This window comes from Pantoea vagans, from assembly GCF_004792415.1.
Lineage (GTDB): Bacteria > Pseudomonadota > Gammaproteobacteria > Enterobacterales > Enterobacteriaceae > Pantoea > Pantoea vagans.
Window position 1 is genome coordinate 3396921 of record NZ_CP038853.1, and the last position, 16754, is coordinate 3413674.

At 55.5% G+C, this 16754-nt stretch carries 15 protein-coding genes; 3 read left to right on the forward strand and 12 right to left on the reverse strand.

Going from position 1 to position 16754, the window contains the following annotated elements:
- Positions 1-49: 49 nt before the first annotated feature.
- From ispH to ribF, 5 genes are read right to left on the reverse strand one after another with little or no spacing between them, the layout of a single operon-like run.
- Complete coding sequence (ispH, locus tag EGO56_RS16055; RefSeq protein WP_013356728.1) at positions 50-1003, reverse strand: 4-hydroxy-3-methylbut-2-enyl diphosphate reductase; 954 nt, start codon at positions 1001-1003, stop codon at positions 50-52.
- The gene (gene fkpB / locus EGO56_RS16060) at positions 984-1454 is read right to left on the reverse strand and encodes an FKBP-type peptidyl-prolyl cis-trans isomerase (RefSeq protein WP_135910139.1); all 471 of its coding nucleotides are present in this window, start codon (positions 1452-1454) and stop codon (positions 984-986) included. Before fkpB ends, ispH begins: the two co-directional genes overlap by 20 nt.
- A gap of 3 nt (positions 1455-1457) precedes the next feature.
- Positions 1458-1964: a signal peptidase II gene (gene lspA, locus EGO56_RS16065; protein ID WP_061061572.1), complete on the reverse strand. Its 507-nt coding sequence runs from the start codon at positions 1962-1964 to the stop codon at positions 1458-1460.
- Positions 1964-4780: an isoleucine--tRNA ligase gene (gene ileS / locus EGO56_RS16070; protein ID WP_135910141.1), complete on the reverse strand. Its 2817-nt coding sequence runs from the start codon at positions 4778-4780 to the stop codon at positions 1964-1966. Before ileS ends, lspA begins: the two co-directional genes overlap by 1 nt.
- Positions 4781-4809: 29 nt before the next feature.
- A complete protein-coding gene (gene ribF / locus EGO56_RS16075) occupies positions 4810-5739 on the reverse strand; it encodes a bifunctional riboflavin kinase/FAD synthetase (protein ID WP_135910143.1) in 930 nt (309 codons plus the stop codon).
- A gap of 306 nt (positions 5740-6045) precedes the next feature.
- Between ribF and rpsT the strand changes: the two genes are divergently transcribed.
- The gene (gene rpsT / locus EGO56_RS16080; RefSeq protein ID WP_008925553.1) at positions 6046-6309 is read left to right on the forward strand and encodes a 30S ribosomal protein S20; all 264 of its coding nucleotides are present in this window, start codon (positions 6046-6048) and stop codon (positions 6307-6309) included.
- A gap of 36 nt (positions 6310-6345) precedes the next feature.
- On the opposite strand, the gene nhaR is transcribed toward rpsT, so the two are convergent.
- The 4 genes from nhaR to dnaK form a co-directional block, all read right to left on the reverse strand.
- Positions 6346-7254: a transcriptional activator NhaR gene (gene nhaR, locus EGO56_RS16085; protein WP_135910145.1), complete on the reverse strand. Its 909-nt coding sequence runs from the start codon at positions 7252-7254 to the stop codon at positions 6346-6348.
- A gap of 8 nt (positions 7255-7262) precedes the next feature.
- Entirely contained in the window at positions 7263-8435 is a 1173-nt protein-coding gene (gene nhaA / locus EGO56_RS16090) for a Na+/H+ antiporter NhaA (RefSeq protein WP_135910147.1), read from the reverse strand.
- 164 nt (positions 8436-8599) lie between these two features.
- Positions 8600-9745, reverse strand: a complete 1146-nt coding sequence (dnaJ, locus tag EGO56_RS16095) for a molecular chaperone DnaJ (RefSeq protein ID WP_135910149.1) — start codon at positions 9743-9745, stop codon at positions 8600-8602.
- A gap of 104 nt (positions 9746-9849) precedes the next feature.
- Complete coding sequence (gene dnaK / locus EGO56_RS16100) at positions 9850-11760, reverse strand: molecular chaperone DnaK (RefSeq protein WP_013356720.1); 1911 nt, start codon at positions 11758-11760, stop codon at positions 9850-9852.
- 304 nt (positions 11761-12064) lie between these two features.
- On the opposite strand from dnaK, the gene satP reads away from it, so the two are divergent.
- Positions 12065-12634 (forward strand): acetate uptake transporter, encoded by a 570-nt coding sequence (gene satP, locus EGO56_RS16105; protein ID WP_135910151.1) that lies wholly within the window; start codon positions 12065-12067, stop codon positions 12632-12634.
- Positions 12635-12684: 50 nt separating this feature from the next.
- Here satP and EGO56_RS16110 read toward each other — a convergent pair whose 3' ends face one another.
- The 3 genes from EGO56_RS16110 to tal all read right to left on the reverse strand — a co-directional run bounded on the left by EGO56_RS16110 (position 12685) and on the right by tal (position 15765).
- A complete protein-coding gene (locus tag EGO56_RS16110; protein WP_135910153.1) occupies positions 12685-13992 on the reverse strand; it encodes an MFS transporter in 1308 nt (435 codons plus the stop codon).
- Positions 13993-14098: 106 nt separating this feature from the next.
- Positions 14099-14686: a molybdopterin adenylyltransferase gene (mog, locus tag EGO56_RS16115; protein WP_033731492.1), complete on the reverse strand. Its 588-nt coding sequence runs from the start codon at positions 14684-14686 to the stop codon at positions 14099-14101.
- Positions 14687-14811: 125 nt separating this feature from the next.
- Complete coding sequence (gene tal / locus EGO56_RS16120; protein ID WP_013356716.1) at positions 14812-15765, reverse strand: transaldolase; 954 nt, start codon at positions 15763-15765, stop codon at positions 14812-14814.
- Positions 15766-15974: 209 nt separating this feature from the next.
- On the opposite strand from tal, the gene yaaA reads away from it, so the two are divergent.
- Complete coding sequence (gene yaaA / locus EGO56_RS16125) at positions 15975-16748, forward strand: peroxide stress protein YaaA (protein ID WP_135910155.1); 774 nt, start codon at positions 15975-15977, stop codon at positions 16746-16748.
- The last annotated feature ends 6 nt before the right edge of the window (positions 16749-16754 follow it).

Here is a 16754-nt window from a genome sequence, read left to right on the forward strand (position 1 = left end):
ACAAAAAAGGCCGAACAGAGTCGGCCTTTTTATCAGTTATATCGAAGAGTTACTGCACGTTACGTACTTCGACGCGCAGCTCTTTAGGCACTTCGAAAACAATATTCTCTTCACGGCCAATCAGCTCAATCGCCGCTTCACCGCCGAGCTCACGCAGTCGCTGGATCACCTGCTGCACCAGAATATCGGGGGCTGAGGCACCTGCGGTCACACCAATACAGGCCACGCCTTTTACCCACTCTTCCTGAATATCATCCGCAGAGTCGATCAGCTTCGCCAGCTTACCGGCACGCTGTGCCAGTTCGGCCAGACGGTTAGAGTTCGAGGAGTTTTTCGAACCGACCACCAGCACCACTTCCGCATCTTTCGCCAGCGTGCGAACGGCTTCCTGACGGTTGGTGGTGGCGTAGCAGATATCATCTTTACGCGGCCCGATGATCGCCGGGAAACGCTGACGCAGGGCATCAATGATGTCAGAGGTGTCGTCCACAGAGAGCGTGGTCTGCGTCATGAAGCTCAGATTGTTTTCGTCTTTAACGGTCAGCCTGAAGACATCTTCCGGTGACTCCACCAGATACATGCCACCATTAGGGTTGTTGTACTGCCCCATAGTGCCTTCAACTTCCGGATGACCCGCATGACCAATCAATATCGCTTCCACGCCTTTACGGCTGGCGCGCGCCACTTCCATATGCACTTTGGTCACCAGCGGACAGGTGGCGTCGAACAGCATGGTCAGATTGCGCGCTTTGGCTTCGGCACGCACCGCCTGAGAAACACCGTGCGCCGAGAAGATCAGAATCGCGTCATCCGGCACTTCACTGATCTCTTCAATGAAGATAGCACCGCGCTCACGCAGGCTGTTCACCACGTAACGGTTATGCACCACTTCATGACGGACGTAGATGGGCGCGCCATACATCTCCAGCGCACGCTCAACAATACTGATGGCGCGATCAACGCCAGCGCAGAAGCCGCGCGGATTAGCTAACAGGATTTGCATCGTTCGCCTCCAGTACCGGATCGATTTCCAGTACTTCTACATCAAACTGAATACGACGACCTGCCAGCGGATGGTTGAAATCCACGGTGATAGAATCGCCGGAGACCTCACGGATCACGCCTGGCATTTCACTGCCGCCCATGCCGCTGAACAGCATGATGGCACCCACTTCCGGTTCACCTGCGTCGATAAAATCACGACGCGAGAAATACTGAATCAGGTCAGGGCTGACGCCGCCAAAGGCGTCTTCCGGCTCAAGGGTGAACTGCTTAGTTTCACCCGCTTTCAGCCCCAGCAGTGCCTGCTCAAGTGCCGCAGAGAGGCTGCCATCACCGAGACGGAACAGCGCGGGCTTGCCGTTTGCACGGGTCGATTCCGCCGTCGAGCCATCTTCCAGCTTCAGCGTAAAATGCACCAACACCGCGCTTTCGCGCTGTACGGACTCAGTCATCACTTACCCTTTCTGTTTAGCCTGTTTGCCGTTCGGGCTGAAAAAGCCCTCCAGCACCACTAATGCCGCACCAATACAGATGCCGCAGTCAGCGATATTAAATGTAGCGAAGTGCCAGTTACCGACATAGAAATCGATAAAATCGACCACAAAGCCATGGTATGAGCGGTCGAACAGATTGCCGATCGCGCCGCCAATGATCAGCGCATAGGCGATGTTCGCGATCTTCTGACTGGCGTGATTGCGATACATCATCACCATCAGCGAGATCACGATAGCCAGTGCGATGCCCGCAAAGAACCAGCGCTGCCAGCCGCCTTTGTCCGCCAGGAAACTGAACGCCGCGCCATAGTTGTGCGCGTAGAAAAGATTCAGATAAGGCATCAGCGGCTGGGTTTCATGCAGCATCATGTTGTTCATCACCCACTGCTTACTGGCGAAGTCCACAACAATCACCACCAGCACCAGCCACAGCCAGCGCAATCCGGTTGATAAAATAGGTTTACGCATCAGGCAAATTCACGCTGTTCGCCGTCACCGGCTACGTTAGTGTAACAACGACCACAGACCTCAGCATGCTCAGGATTCTGTCCGACGTCGGTAGTGTAATGCCAGCAGCGCTGACATTTCTCGCCTTCCGCCTTGTGCAGCGCGATTTTCAGACCTTTCAGCCCTTCACTCTGCTGCGCTTCGTCGTTCGCCAGGGCGTAATCCGCCACCTGTGCGCCAGAGGTCAGCAGCACAAAGCGCAGCTCATTGCCCAGCGCCTGCAGCTTAGCCGCCAGTTCCGGATCGGCATACAGCGTCACCGTGGCTTCCAGCGCGCCACCGATACGTTTATCCGCACGCGCCTGCTCGATTACCTTGTTCACTTCGCCACGCACTTTCAGCAGCTCAGCCCAGTAGGCGTCATTCAGCGCTTCATCTTCCGCCAGGCCAAACAGACCCTGATACCACTCTTCGGTGAAGACATACTGCGCACGCTCACCTGGCAGGTAGCCCCAGATCTCATCCGCCGTAAAGGACATGATCGGTGCCATCCAGCGCACCAGCGCTTCGACGATGTGCCACAGCGCGGTCTGGCAGCTGCGACGTGCCAGGCCATCGCCTTTCGCGGTGTACTGACGATCTTTGATGATGTCGAGATAGAAGCTGCCCATCTCAATCGAGCAGAACTGCATCAGACGCTGGATCACTTCGTGGAAATCGTAGTTCTCATAAGAGGCAACGATATCGGCCTGTGCCGCCTGTGCGCGACCCACTGCCCAGCGATCCACGACGACCATCTCTTCCGGTTTTACCAGATCGGTGGCCGGGTTGAAGCCGCTGAGGTTAGCCAGCAGGAAGCGTGCGGTGTTACGGATACGACGATAGGCATCGGCAGAGCGCTTGAGGATCTCATCGGAGACCGCCATTTCACCCGAGTAGTCGGTTGAGGCCACCCACAGACGCAGAATATCAGCGCCCAGCTTGTTCATCACATCCTGCGGCGCAACGGTATTGCCGATCGACTTCGACATCTTGCGGCCCTGACCATCCACGGTGAAACCGTGCGTCAGTACCTGACGATAAGGCGCTTTGCCCTTCATCGCCGTGGAGATCATCAGCGAGGACATAAACCAGCCGCGATGCTGATCGGAACCTTCCAGATAGAGGTCAGGTGCATGTCCGCCAAATTCCGGACGCGCATCCACAACGGAGTAGCTGGTAGAACCGGAGTCGAACCAGACATCCAGCGTATCCGGCACTTTGACGTAATGATCGGCGTCGTCGCCCATCAGTTCGCGCGGGTCGAGATCCCACCAGGCCTGAATGCCTTCCTGCTCAACGCGCTGCGCCACTTTCTCCATCAGCGCCAGCGTGTCCGGGTGCAGCTCTTCACTCTCTTTATGAACGAACAGCGCCATTGGCACGCCCCAGGTGCGTTGACGGGAGATACACCAGTCAGGACGGTTCGCCACCATCGATTCGATACGCGCCTGGCCCCAGTCCGGGATCCACTGCACGCCTTTGATCTCTTTCAGCGACTGCGCACGCAGTCCTTTCTGATCCATGCTGATGAACCACTGCGGCGTGGCGCGGAAGATGATCGGCGTTTTGTGGCGCCAGCAGTGCGGGTAGCTGTGCAGCAGTTTCTCAACGTGCAGCAGTGCGCCTTTCTCTTTCAGCAGCTCAACGATCATGTCGTTAGCTTTGAAGACGTTAATCCCATCCAGCGTCGGATAGGTGCCGGGCAGGTAGCTGCCATCCGGTCCGACCGGATTCGCCGTTTCGATGCCATATTTCTGACCGATGACGTAGTCATCCGGACCGTGGCCAGGTGCGGTGTGAACTGCACCCGTACCCGCGTCCAGCGTCACGTGATCGCCCAGCACCACCAGCGACTCAATCGCCAGGAACGGGTGCTGGAATTTCTGCAGCTCCAGCGCAGCGCCTTTGCATTCGCCCAGTACCTGCCATTCACTGACACCGGCGCGCTTCATGACGCTCTCAACCAGCTCTTTCGCCAGGATCAGGGCGCGTCCCTCGATCTGGATCAGCTGGTATTCAAATTCAGGATGCAGAGAGATGGCGCGGTTAGCCGGTAATGTCCACGGCGTCGTTGTCCAGATCACCAGTGAGATCGGGCCATTGACCTGTGCTACGCCAAATGCCTGACGCACCGCGTCGGCGTCGATGGCGTTGAACATCACATCAATTGACGGTGACGTTTTGTCGTAATACTCGACTTCCGCTTCTGCCAGGGCTGAACGGCAATCCAGGCACCAGTGCACCGGCTTCGCGCCTTTGTGCAGGTGGCCGTTGCCGATGATTTTACCCAGCGCACGGATGATGTTGGCTTCGGTGCCGAAGTCCATGGTCAGGTAAGGACGATCCCAGTCGCCCAGCACGCCCAGACGGATAAAGTCTGCCTTCTGGCCTTCAACCTGTTCAGCGGCATATTTGCGGCACGCGGCACGGAATTCAGCGGCGGTGACTTTCTCGCCTGGCTTGCCGATCATCTGCTCAACTTTGTGTTCGATTGGCAGACCGTGACAGTCCCATCCCGGCACATACGGCGAGTCATAACCCGCCATGCCTTTCGACTTGACGATAATGTCTTTCAGAATCTTGTTAACAGAGTGACCAATATGAATGCTGCCGTTCGCATACGGAGGGCCATCATGCAGGATAAAGGTTTTTTTCCCTTTTTTGGCTTCGCGGATAATGCCGTACAGGTTGTCGGCATACCAGCGTTGCAACATTCCCGGTTCGCGTTTGGCCAGATCGCCACGCATCGGGAATCCCGTTTCCGGCAAATTCAGGGTAGATTTATAGTCACTCATCAGATTCTCGATTCCGTTTTTCGCTCAGGTTAAAGCAGCCCAAAGAACTGCCGGGCCGTTACCACATCGTTCGCAATTTGTTCTTTCAACGCCTCCAGTGAGGCAAAGCGCTGCTCGTTTCGTATTTTCTGTTTCAGCACCACATCAATGTGACGACCATAGAGATCCATATTGATGTCGAGCAGGTGAACTTCAAGCTGCTGGCGTAAACCTTTTACGGTCGGACGGGTGCCGATATTGGCAACACCCGGCAGTGGCTCGGGCGTAAGACCCTGAACCTCCACCGCATAAACCCCTTTCACCGGTGAGACGCTGCGGCGTAAAGGAAGGTTCGCAGTGGGGAAACCCAGCGTGCGTCCCAGTGCATCACCGTGCACGACGCGGCCGGAAATAGTGAAAGGATGCCCTAACAGCGACTGCGCCAGCGCTAAATCATCTGCGGCCAGTGCCTGACGCACGGCGGTGCTGCTGATTCGCCTCCCGCCGTCACAGAAGGTTTCGGTGCTCACGACCTCAAAACCATACTCCGCACCGGCTTTCTGTAATAACAGGAAATCCCCCTGGCGACCAGCACCGAAGCGGAAATCATCGCCTACCGCGAGATACTTTACGTCCAGCTTGTCGACCAGCAGGTCACTGATAAAACGCTGGGCGGACAGGGCTGCGAAGCGACGGTCAAATCGCACACACAGCACTTTATCGACGCCGGCTTCCGCCATATAGCGCAGTTTTTCACGCAGGCGCGTCAGGCGTGCCGGGGCTTTATCACCGGCAAACAGCTCCAGCGGCTGTGGCTCAAACACCATGACCACGACCGGCAGATTACGCTTACGTCCCTCTTCACACAGACGGGACATCAGCGCCTGATGCCCGCGGTGTACGCCATCGAAATTACCAATGGTCAGAACGCAGCCGCGATGCTGCTCGTTAAGATTATGAATACCGCGGATAAACTTCATGGCTGGCCCAAACCGGTGGAAATCGGCGGATTATACCCTTGAAAGCGACTCAGGTTAACCCGTCAGCACGCCTTTCATGCTTTAGGTGCTGCATTTCCTGTTGCAGATGCGCATGTTAAGAATTTTGTCGCGAAATACTGTATTCAGTGAGGGGAAGCTGGTAGAATCTTGCGCCATCAAATACGTAACCGAGTGCTGCTCATAGAGCGACGCTTATTTGCACAAATCCATTGACAAAATCAGGTTAGAAGGGCATAGTCCTCGGCCTTTGATTTGTCTCTATAGAACACATTTGGGAGTTGGACCTTGGCTAATATCAAATCAGCTAAGAAACGCGCCGTAACATCTGAGAAACGCCGCAAGCATAACGCTAGCCGCCGCTCAATGATGCGTACCTTCGTTAAGAAAGTATACGCGGCGATCGCTTCAGGCGACAAAGCTGCTGCGCAGAACGCATTCAATGAAATGCAACCACTCGTGGATCGTCAGGCCGCTAAAGGTCTGATCCACAAAAACAAAGCTGCACGTTATAAATCAAACCTGACTGCACAGATCAACAAACTGGCTTAATCGCCCGTTGTTAATCGCTTTGTTGAAAAAGCCGGCTTACGCCGGTTTTTTTTCGTCTGTACTCTGGCGGGGAAAGAGTCCGCTGAAGTCAGCGTGACAGAGACGCTGCACCGCCGGATGCTGAATCATCCGCTCGGCGAAGAGTATGTGATATTCCTCTGACACCGCATCGAGCCGGCCAACTTCATAACTCCCCTCCAGCTGATCCCTGTCCAGCGCTGCTGCTACAAAAATCGCATTCTGCCGCGCACCAAACGCCTTCATCAGTGCCGCATCATCAAACTCACCGAGAATCTCCACCTGCAGCCCCTGGGTCGTAATCCAGTTGAGGATTTTGCGCCCCAGCATCGAGCGGCGACCCGGAATCAGCAGGGGATGCGTCTCAAGGCAGGCCGGAAAAGAGAGATCGGTGATCGGCTGCGCGGACCAGAAGCTGATCGGGCACTCCCCCAGCTTCACCGAAAACAGCCCTTCCTGCTGGGTTGGATCGATGGAGCAGTCAGAGATAATCATATCCAGCTTATGCTGACTGAGCTGCTCCAGCAGCATTTCGTGAGTCGACTCAAAGCAACGCAGGTGAATCTTCTCCTCTGCCACCACCGCGGTCTCCAGCACCTTACTGACCAGTTGTTTAGAGAGCGCATCTGCCACGCCAACATCCAGCAGCAGATGGGACTCTTTGCGGTAGTTAACGATATCCAGCATCTCCTGACCCAGCATAAACATGCGATCAGCGTAGCGGAACACCAGTTGCCCCAGTTCTGTCGGCACCAGCCCCCTCCCCTGACGCCGGAACAGCTTGCCCTGCAGGCGTTCTTCAAGCGCCTTAATCTGCCCGGTAATGGTCTGTGGCGTCAGCGAGAGGGCCTCTGCAGCACCCGCAATCGACCCCGCACGGCAGGCGTGCCAGAAGTAGTAGAGGTGATTGTAATTAATGTGCGCCACAGGATGCCCTACGCCGCACGCTGCTTCAGACGCCAGCCAAGGATCACATAGCCCAGCACCGCCGACAGAATCGAGCCTGACAGAATCCCCAGCTTCGCCAGCGTCATCAGTTCAGCACTGATGTCGCCATAGGCCAGCGAGGCGATAAATATCGACATGGTGAAACCAATACCGCACAGCACCCCTACCGCCGCAATATCTTTAATGTGCGTATTTTCCGGCAGCCTGGCTATGCCGGTTTTGTCTGCCAGCCAGCAGAACAGCGTAATGCCCAGAGGCTTGCCAATCAGCAGCCCGGCCATGATGCCCAGCGGCAGCAGCGAGAAGAGGCTGCCGAACGAAACGCCCGTCAGTGACACACCCGCATTGGCAAAGGCAAACAGTGGCAGGATCACCCAGCGCACCCAGGGATGCAGCGCATGCTCAAGATGAATCGCCGGAGAGTGGCCCTCTTTCTTCGCCAGCGGGATCAGGAAGCCGACCACGACGCCAGCCAGCGTCGCATGGACACCCGACTTCAGTACCGCCACCCACAGCACCAGCCCCACCAGCAGATAGAGACCGGTATTGCGCACGTTAAGCAGGTTCATCAGCGCCAGCACGGCAATGGCAGCGGCGGCAACGCCCAGCGAGGCCATCGAAAGGTGATGCGTGTAGAACAGCGCGATAATGATGATAGCCCCGAGATCGTCGATAATCGCCAGCGCCATCAGGAAGATTTTCAGAGCAGGCGGCACGCGGCTTCCCAGCAGTGCCAGGATGCCCAGCGCAAAGGCAATATCGGTGGCGGTCGGGATCGCCCAGCCGCTTCGGGTGGCGGCATCGGCACCGTTAAACAGCAGAAAAATGATCGCCGGGGCGATCATGCCACCCAGCGCCGCAATCAGCGGGAACAGCGCCTGTTCACGTTTAGCCAGCGCACCCATCACCAGTTCGCGTTTGACCTCCAGTCCCACCATCAGGAAAAACAGCGCCATCAGCGCATCGTTAATCCACAGCAGCAGGTCTTTGCTGATATCAAGCGCGCCAAAGCGAAACTCCACCGGAATCGCCAGCAGATCGCGATATCCCTGTTGCGTGGCGTCGTTGTTGGCCAGCAGCATCGCCAGTGCGGCAGCGATAATCAGCACCACACCGCCGGTGGCATCGCTTTCAAGGAGTTTTTTTAGTCTGATATTCACACGCGTTGTCCTTAATCCAGAGGTCAATCAAAGGCCCTAAGAATAGCGGTAACAACAGCTCGAAAAAAACAGTTTATTTGGCGGGAATCATTCGGAAATAGCGAATTGAGAAGTGCAGGCAAAAAAAAGCCAGCGGCAGGCGCTGGCTTTTCAGGAGGATGAACTTAACGGGTCAGGTCATCAAAGAATTTTTTCACGCCGTCGAAGAAGCTCTTAGAGCGTGGGCTGTTATGCTCACCGCTAGGGCCGCCAAAACTCTCTTCCAGTTCACGCAACAGTGCTTTCTGTTTCTCATTCAGGCTGACCGGTGTTTCCACCACGACACGGCATAACAGGTCGCCGACTGCGCCGCCACGGACAGATTTGACGCCACGTCCACGCATGCGGAACAGCTTGCCGGTCTGGGTTTCTGACGGCACTTTCAGCTTCACGCGACCATCCAGTGTCGGCACTTCAATCTCGCCGCCCAGCGCTGCCATCGCAAAGTTGATTGGCACTTCGCAGTAGAGATTGTTCTCTTCACGCTCGAAGATCGGGTGTTTCTTCACCGATACCTGAACGTAAAGATCGCCGGCTGGTGCGCCCTGCTCACCTGCTTCACCTTCACCACTCAGACGAATACGATCGCCAGTGTCCACTCCTGCCGGGATTTTCACTGACAGCGTTTTCGACTTCTCGACGCGGCCGTGACCATGACAGGCGTTGCACGGGTCTTTAATCACCGAGCCGCGACCATGACAGGTCGGACAGGCCTGCTGAACGGTGAAGAAGCCCTGGCGCATCTGCACCTGGCCTGCACCGTGACAGGTTGAACAGGTTTGTGGCTGCGTTCCCGCTTTCGCGCCGCTGCCGTGGCAGACATCACACTCTTCCAGGGTTGGAATGCGGATCTCTTTGGTCACGCCGCGTACCGCTTCTTCCAGCGACAGCTCCATGTTGTAGCGTAAATCGGCGCCACGGGAGGCGCGCTGACGGCGTCCACCACCAAAGATGTCACCGAATACGTCGCCAAAGATATCGCTGAAGTCAGCACCGCCGCCACCAAAGCCGCCGCCGCCGAATCCACCGCCACCCATGCCGCCCTGTTCAAAGGCTGCATGACCATACTGATCGTAGGCCGCACGCTTCTGCGCATCGGTCAGGATTTCGTAGGCTTCCTTGACCTCTTTGAATTTAGCTTCGGCTTCTTTGTCACCGGGATTGCGGTCCGGGTGGAATTTCATTGCCAGGCGTTTGTAAGCCTTTTTGATTTCACGCTCGTCCGCGGATTTGGCGACGCCTAAAATCTCGTAGTAATCACTCTTCGCCATGTTTTTTTAGCCCTTAACATGATCGCACGGGCGTGGAGAGATCTCCTACGCCCGTGCTGGTTTCAACGGCTGTCAGGCCAACCGTCGCGCCCGGTCAGGGGCAATTATTTCTTGTTGTCTTTCACTTCTTCGAATTCAGCATCGACAACGTCGTCATCTTTCTTCGCTGACGCGTCACCGGCATCCGCTGCACCCGCCTGAGACTGCTGTGCTGCTTCCATCAGTTTGCCGGACACTTCCATCAGCGCCTGCATTTTGGCGTCGATTTCCGCTTTGTCTTCGCCTTTCAGCGCAGTTTCCAGCGCGGCCAGAGCGGCTTCGATTGGCGCTTTGTCATCAGCTGACAGTTTGTCGCCTGCTTCGTCCAGCTGCTTACGCGTGCTGTGGGCAATCTGGTCGCCCTGGTTACGCGTCTGTACCAGCTCTTCGAACTTGCGGTCAGATTCAGCGTTCGCTTCTGCATCACGCACCATTTTCTGGATCTCTTCATCGCTCAGACCTGAAGAGGCTTTGATGGTGATCTTCTGCTCTTTACCGCTGTTCTTGTCTTTCGCCGATACATGCAGGATACCATCCGCATCGATGTCAAAGGTGACTTCGATCTGTGGCATACCGCGTGGCGCGTTCTGGATACCGTCGAGGTTGAACTGGCCCAGTGACTTGTTGTCATTGGCGCGCTTACGCTCACCCTGCAGCACGTGAATGGTCACGGCTGACTGGTTATCTTCAGCCGTCGAGAAGACCTGGCTGTGCTTGGTTGGGATGGTGGTGTTCTTGCTGATCAGCGAAGTCATCACGCCACCCATGGTTTCGATACCCAGTGACAGCGGGGTAACGTCCAGCAGCAGCACGTCTTTCACGTCGCCACCCAGTACACCACCCTGAACAGCAGCACCAACGGCAACGGCTTCGTCCGGGTTCACGTCTTTACGCGGCTCTTTACCGAAGAATTCGGTCACTTTCGCCTGAACCAGTGGCATACGGGTCTGACCACCCACCAGGATAACGTCGTTGATGTCTGATACAGACAGGCCCGCATCCTGCAGCGCAACTTTCAGTGGCGCGATTGAGCGTGCAACCAGATCTTCAACCAGTGACTCCAGTTTAGAGCGGGTCACTTTGATGTTCAGGTGCTTAGGACCAGTCGCATCTGCCGTGATGTATGGCAGGTTAACGTCAGTCTGCTGTGCAGAAGAAAGTTCGATTTTAGCTTTCTCTGCCGCTTCTTTCAGACGCTGCATCGCCAGTGGATCGTTGTGCAGATCGATGCCCTGGTCTTTCTTGAATTCAGCAACCAGATAGTTAATCAGGCGGCTGTCGAAGTCTTCACCACCCAGGTGGGTATCACCGTTGGTTGCCAGAACTTCAAAGGTTTTTTCGCCGTCAACTTCGTCGATCTCGATGATTGAGATATCGAAGGTACCGCCACCCAGGTCATAAACCGCGATGGTGCGGTTGCCCTGGCCTTTATCCAGACCGTATGCCAGTGCAGCAGCAGTCGGTTCGTTAATGATACGTTTGACTTCCAGACCCGCGATACGGCCGGCATCTTTGGTCGCCTGACGCTGCGCATCGTTGAAGTAGGCCGGTACGGTAATAACCGCTTCGGTCACTGGCTCACCGAGGTAATCTTCGGCGGTCTTTTTCATTTTCTTCAGCACTTCAGCAGAGATCTGCGGTGGTGCCATTCTCTGACCTTTCACTTCCAGCCAGGCGTCGCCGTTGTCAGCGCCGGTGATTTTGTATGGCATGATTTTAATATCACGCTGCACTTCTTCGTCCTGGAAACGACGACCGATCAGACGCTTGATTGCGAACAGGGTATTCTGCGGGTTGGTCACTGCCTGACGTTTAGCCGGTTGACCAACCAGAATTTCGCCATCCTGTGTATACGCAATAATTGAAGGCGTGGTGCGATCGCCCTCGGCATTTTCCAGCACGCGTGCTTTAGTGCCATCCATGATCGCAACACAAGAGTTGGTTGTACCCAGGTCAATACCAATAATCTTACCCATCTAAACATCTCCCACTTAAATTCGTTGCCAATTTGGGTTGTGAACCTTTTATGTGGGCGGGTTGTTTGCATTCAACCTGCCAGCACATGCTTTTTTTCCAACGTTCACAACGCTCGATGACAAGTAAATGGGGCCGCTTCGATGCGCATCAAGGGCTAAACCAAAAAAAATTTTTCTACCTCTGGCCCTGCCGGGATCAAAGAACAGGGTTAACCCACTGAATATGATGCGTCGCCTTGCTCCTTTCTGTGAGCAGGCTGAAGTCCTTTTATTTCATTAACGATCATCTTACTGCCGAGGAACTATGGCAAATTCAACGCTGGCTAATCCTGCCCCGCTGGGCTTAATGGGATTTGGCATGACAACCATTTTGCTGAACCTGCACAACACGGGTCTGTTTGACATGGACGTGGCAATTTTAGCGATGGGGATTTTTTATGGCGGGATCGCGCAGGTGCTGGCCGGTCTGCTGGAATTTAAAAAGAACAACACCTTTGGGCTGACCGCCTTTACCTCTTACGGCATGTTCTGGTTAAGCTTTGTGGCGATCCTGCTGTTACCGCAGATGGGTCTGGCGAAAGCGCCTGACGAACGCTTCCTGGGGGCGTGGCTGGCACTGTGGGGCATCTTCACGCTGTTTATGTTTATCGGCACGCTGAAAGGTGCGCGGATGCTGCAGTTTGTCTTTGGCTCGCTCACCCTGCTGTTTCTTCTGCTGGCCGTAGCTCACCTTCTGCACCAGCCTTCGCTGGTCGTGTCTGCGGGCTGGGTCGGAATCCTCTGCGGTGCCAGCGCCTGCTATCTGGCAATGGGTGAAGTGCTGAACGAAACCTTTGGCCGCACTCTTCTGCCGATTGGCGCAAAGGTGCTTTAAGCGTGCTTCACACCTGAAAAAGACGCGGAGCCTGGCTCCGCGTTTCCCTGTTACAACGTCTTAATGCCCTGCTGCAGCTCCGGCTCATGGCTGACATCACGCCGCAGCCAGATACCGGTCAGCAATCCCACCAGCGCCAGCGCTATCACATACCAGCACGGCCCCATCACGGAGACGTTCATCAGCAGCGACACAAAGATCGGGGTCAGCCCGCCAAAGATGGCATAGGAAAGGTTGTAGGAAAACGAGAGGCCGGTAAAACGCACCTCTGCCGGAAAGGCGCGCACCATCACAAAGGGCACGACGCCGACAATACCGACGCTCAGGCCCGCCACGCCATAGAGCAGAAAGAGTTGCTGCGGATAGAGAGCAGTCAGGTGATAGAACTGCCAGCTACAGAGTGCCAGCAGCAGGCTGCCGACACATAACGTACGACTGGCACCAAAACGATCGACAGCGAGTCCGGCAACAATGCAGCCAATGCAGAGCATCACGGTGGCGATGCTGTTGGCCTGCAGGGTCAGCGCGGGCGCGATGCCCAGTTGCTTCTGCAGCCAGACCGGCGACATCAGGATCACGACCACAATGCAGGCGGAGAGCAGCCAGGTCAGCAGCATGGAGATGACAATCGACTTTTTATGCTCCGCCAGCACAGTCTTCAGCGGCAGCGTTTCAGCCAGCGCTTTACGCTGCTGCATCTCAACAAAGACCGGCGTCTCATGCAGCCAGCGCCGCAGGTACATGGCGATCAGACCAAATACGCCACCGAGGAAGAACGGAATACGCCAGCCGCCGTCATGAATCGCCTGCTGCGACATCGAGGTATTAATCAGCGTCGCCACCAGCGAGCCCAGTAAAATGCCGATGGTCAGCCCGGCCGTCAGCGTGCCACAGGCGATGCCGATACGTTTGTAAGGCACGTGCTCAGCGACAAACACCCACGCACCTGGCACTTCACCACCAATCGCCGCACCCTGCAACATCCGCATCAACAGCATCAGCAGTGGCGCAGCAATGCCAATCGTCTGCCAGGTGGGTAAAGCGCCCATCATCAGGGTTGGCAGCGCCATCAGCAGAATACTCAGGCTGAACATCTTTTTGCGTCCGAGCTTATCGCCAAAATGCGCCATCACGATGCCGCCCAGCGGGCGTGCCAGATAGCCTGCGGCAAAAATGGCAAACGTCTGCAGCTGACGCAGCCATTCCGGGATATCGGAGGGAAAGAAGAGCTCGCCAATCACGGTGGCGAAGAAGACAAAGATGATGAAGTCGTAAAATTCCAGCGCGCCGCCCAGCGCGGCCAGCGCCAGGGTTTTGTAATCCTTACCGGTCAGACGCTGTGTGTAAGTCGGATTCATAATAGTCCAGAGGCAAAAGAGACAAGGTTGTAAAGATACCCTTACTATATCGTCAATCTTTTGCCACACCAGCAGGACTATAGCTTATGCCTGAAATGCGGAATATTTAGTTATTTATCTCACGGATGGCGCTTTTAGGCCGAAATGCTGCTACCACGTCGGGATGCGTTTCAACGTAAGGTCCTTCCAGCAGCTGTAAACAATAAGGTACAGAAGCAAAGATACCGTGAACCTTTACCTTGCCCTGCTCATCCTTCAGCCCTTCCAGCGTCTCTTTGATCGACTTCGGCTGACCCGGCAGATTGAGAATTAGCGACTGTTTGCGGATTACCCCAACCTGACGCGACAGAATCGCGGTCGGCACGAACTGCAGGCTGATCTGACGCATCTGCTCACCAAAGCCGGGCATTTCCCGATCGGCCACGGCCAGGGTGGCATCGGGCGTGACATCGCGTCGGGCCGGACCGGTGCCGCCGGTGGTTAACACCAGATGGCAAAAGCGTTCATCGACCAGCTCGCAAATGGCGTGCTCAATCATCGGCTGCTCGTCGGGCACCAGCCGGGACTCAATCTCAAACGGGCTGCTGATTGCGCTGCCAAGCCAGCTCTCCAGCGCGGGGATCCCCTGATCCTGATAGATGCCGTTCGCGGCGCGATCGGAGACCGAGATCAGGCCAATGCGTAATGTATTCATGATGAGCTTCGCTGTGATTTACCGCGGTGCGGTGGAGTAAAAGGGGAATAGCAGAAAGGATAATATAAAGTGAAAGGGTCGGAAAAGAGAAAACCGTGGCAGCCTGCGCCGCCACGGTCAGCAGATTACAGCAGTTCTGCCAGCATCTTCTCAAGTTTGCCCTGATCAACGGCAAAGTTGCGGATACCTTCTGCCAGCTTAGCCACCGCCATTGGATCCTGGTTGTGCTGCCACAGGAACTCAGACTCGGTCATGCGGGCCGGACGCGCTTTCACTTCGCCGCTGTAGCTCAGTTTACGCTCCAGGGTCCCTTCGCTCTCTGCCAGCTCTTTCAGCAGCGCAGGCGAAATGGTCAGTCGGTCACAGCCAGCCAGCTCAATGATTTCGCCGACGTTACGGAAGCTCGCGCCCATCACCACGGTTTCATAGCCGTGCTGCTTGTAGTAGTTGTAGATTTCAGAGACTGAAACCACACCTGGATCTTCGTGCGCGGCATACTCTTTCTTATCGGTGTTGGCTTTGTACCAGTCGAGAATACGGCCAACGAACGGAGAGATCAGGAACACGCCCGCTTCGGCACAGGCACGCGCCTGAGCAAAGGAGAACAGCAGGGTCAGGTTACAGTTGATACCCTCTTTTTCCAGCTGCTCTGCAGCGCGGATTCCCTGCCAGGTAGAGGCCAGTTTGATCAGAATGCGGTCATTGCTGATACCGGCATCGTTGTAAAGTTTGATCAGGCTGCGGGCTTTCGCGATGCTGCCTTCAGTGTCGTAAGAGAGACGCGCATCGACTTCAGTCGAGATACGGCCTGGGATCAGTTTCAGAATTTCCAGACCAATGTTCACGGCCAGCTTGTCAGAAACCAGCTGCAGCTGCTCTTCTTTGTTGCTGCTCTGCTCACGCGCCCAGCCGATCGCTTCATCGATCAGTTTACGGTATTCAGGGATTTGTGCGGCGTTAAGAATCAGAGAAGGGTTGGTGGTAGCGTCCTGCGGCTGATACAGCTTCATAGCTGCGATATCACCGGTGTCGGCGACGACGGTGGTGAGCTGGCGCAGGGAGGTAAGTTTGTCCGTCATGTTCTTTTCTCTTAGTTAACTGTCAGTGTGAAAAAAGGCTGTTGGGATAATATCACGCGCCAACGGTGGCGCAAGGTCAGGGAATGCCGTTTACGATAGCGCGAACAAATAGGTGTGATTCGTCATTCTTTGCGGCTTTTTTGGTACACTGCAAAGCCTGATAAGCAGCCAATGCCCTGTTAAACCAGGCATTAACCGAGGAAGCAACAATGTTGATGGTGATCTCTCCTGCCAAGACGCTCGATTATGAAAGCCCGCTGGCGACCACGCGTTTTACCCAGCCTGCGCTGTTAGAAAAATCACAACAGCTGATTGAGATTGCGCGCGATCTGTCACCCGCCAGCATCGCCTCGTTAATGGGTATCAGCGACAAACTGGCGCACCTCAATGCCGAACGGTTTAACAGCTGGCAACCCGATTTTTCTCCGCAGAATGCCCGTCAGGCCATTCTGGCGTTCAAAGGAGATGTCTACACGGGTCTGCAGGCCGAAACCTTCAGTGATGAGGATTTCAGCTTTGCTCAGCAGCACCTGCGCATGCTGTCAGGCCTGTATGGCGTGCTGCGTCCGCTCGATCTCATGCAGCCTTACCGGCTGGAGATGGGGATTCGCCTGGCGAATCCGGCGGGCAAAGATCTTTACACCTTCTGGGGCGATCTCATCACTGAAACGCTGAATGCCGCGCTGGCAGAACAGGGTGATGAGGTACTGATTAACCTCGCCTCGGACGAATATTTCAGAGCAGTTAAGCCGAAGACGCTGAAGGCACAAATGATTAAGCCGGTATTCCTCAACGAGAAGAACGGCAGCTACAAAGTGATTAGCTTCTATGCCAAAAAGGCGCGTGGATTGATGAGCCGCTATGTGATTCAGCAGCGCCTGACAAAGCCGGAGCAGCTTAAGGCGTTTGATCTGGATGGCTATCGTTTTGATGCGGCCAGCAGCAGCGAGAGCGAGCTGGTCTTTAAGCGCGCGGAGCAGTAGTACCCC